The following is a 1897-nucleotide window of genomic DNA, read 5'->3' as shown; positions in this document are numbered from 1 at the left end:
CACGCCGACGACGAGGTCGCCGCGGTGCTCGCGGGGCAATTCCGCTGCTATGTCTCGCGTCGCGCCGAGGGCGAACCCATCGCCTACATCACCGGGCGGCGCGAGTTCTTCGGGCTCGATCTCGTCGTCACGCCCGATGTGCTGATCCCGCGGCCGGAAACCGAACTGCTCGTCGAACTGGCTCTGGAAAAGATTGCGCACGATGCCGAGGCGCGCATCGCCGACCTCGGCACCGGCTCGGGGGCGATCGCACTTGCGCTAGCGCACGAGCGCCCGCGCGCACGCGTGCTCGCGACCGATGCGAGCGGCGCCGCGCTTGCAGTTGCGGAAAGCAACGCACGGCGACTCGGCCTCGCCAACGTCGAATTCGCGCAGGGCGAGTGGTGCGCGGCGCTCGACGATCGCGAGTTCGATCTGATCGCGAGCAATCCGCCTTACATCGCACTTGGCGACGCGCATCTCGATCAAGGCGACCTGCGTTTCGAACCGGCGCTCGCGTTGTCTTCAGGCAGCGACGGCCTCGATGCGATCCGCACGATCGCGCGCGATGCGCACCGCCACCTCGTGCGCGGTGGCTGGCTGCTGTTCGAACATGGCTACGACCAGGGCGCGGCCGTGCGCGACATTCTCGCTGTGCACGGCTACGTCGACGCAGCGACGGTGCGCGACATCGAGGCACGCGACCGGGTCACCGGCGCGAGGTATGCGGGTGATACTGCATGAACGATGAAGCGGTCGCATGCTCGGCCGCAGTGGATTTGTCGAGCCTGCATTGAGCGGTCGGCACGGCAATGGCATGCTAAGCTTGGACGTCACCAGCAAACCACGCCGCGGGTCTTGTTTGCGCGGCGGGACGGACACTTGATCGAACTACCCGGTTACCAAATCCTGCGCCAACTCGGCCGCGGCGGCATGGCCACCGTGTACCTCGCCACGCAGGAATCGGTGCAGCGCGAAGTCGCGCTCAAGGTGATGTCGCCGGCACTGCTCGCCGATCCGGACTTTTCCGAGCGTTTCCTGCGCGAGGCGCGGATCGCGGCGAAGCTGCACCACCGCCACGTCGTCGGCATCCACGACGTCGCGCGCAGCGGCGACTACAACTACATCGCGATGGAATATCTCGGCGGTGGTGCCGTGCTGCCGCGCGACGGCACCGCGCGGCCGCTCGCGTTCGCGCTGCGCGTTACGCGCGAGATCGCGCTCGCGCTCGACTACGCGCACGCCAAGGGCTTCGTCCACCGCGACGTCAAGCCGGACAACATCCTCCTGCGCGAGGACGGCTCCTCCGCGTTGACCGATTTCGGCATCGCCCGTGCGCTCGACTCGGCCGCGCGCATGACGCGCACCGGCGCGGTGATCGGCACGCCGCACTACATGAGCCCCGAGCAGGCGCGCGGAAAATCGGTCGACGGTCGCGCCGACCTCTACAGCCTCGGCGTCGTGCTCTACGAGATGCTGATCGGGCGCGTGCCGTACCACGCCGAGGATTCGCTTGCGGTCGGCATCATGCACATCACCGAACCGGTGCCGGTGCTGCCGGAGAATCTGGTGACGCTGCAGCCGATCCTCGCGCGCATGCTCGCCAAGCAGCCGGACGACCGCTACCAGAACGGCCGCCAGCTCGCCGAAGCGATCGAGCGGCTCGAACGCGCGATCGCCGCGGGCGAACATCCGGAACTTGCGGACACGGTTGCCGCGAATACGGACGACCTGCGTTTCGGCGGGGCACATCCCACCACGTTCATCGACGACGAGCGGCCGGTGTCCGGCTCGACGCGTCCGACCACGCCGGTGGCGGCACTGCATCACCGCACCGACCCCGCACTCGGACGCCTCGACGATCTCGGCGAAACCGGCAGCTATCGCGCCGTCGGCCGCGACGCAGGACGGCGCGCGG

General features: G+C 68.5%; 2 protein-coding genes. Both read left to right on the top strand.

The window, feature by feature from the left end; all coding sequences use genetic code 11:
- On the top strand, positions 1 to 723 hold a 723-nt coding region (prmC, locus tag VF497_RS03645), incomplete at its 5' end, for a peptide chain release factor N(5)-glutamine methyltransferase (RefSeq protein ID WP_330886279.1).
- A 138-nt stretch (positions 724 to 861) separates the two neighbouring features.
- A partial coding sequence (locus VF497_RS03640; RefSeq protein WP_330886278.1) for a serine/threonine-protein kinase occupies positions 862 to 1897 on the top strand: 1036 nt, incomplete at its 3' end.

This window comes from Rudaea sp., assembly GCF_036383415.1.
GTDB lineage: Bacteria > Pseudomonadota > Gammaproteobacteria > Xanthomonadales > Rhodanobacteraceae > Rudaea.
The sequence above is the reverse complement of the archived record's forward strand: the minus strand, read 5'-3'. Positions and strand labels throughout refer to the sequence as shown.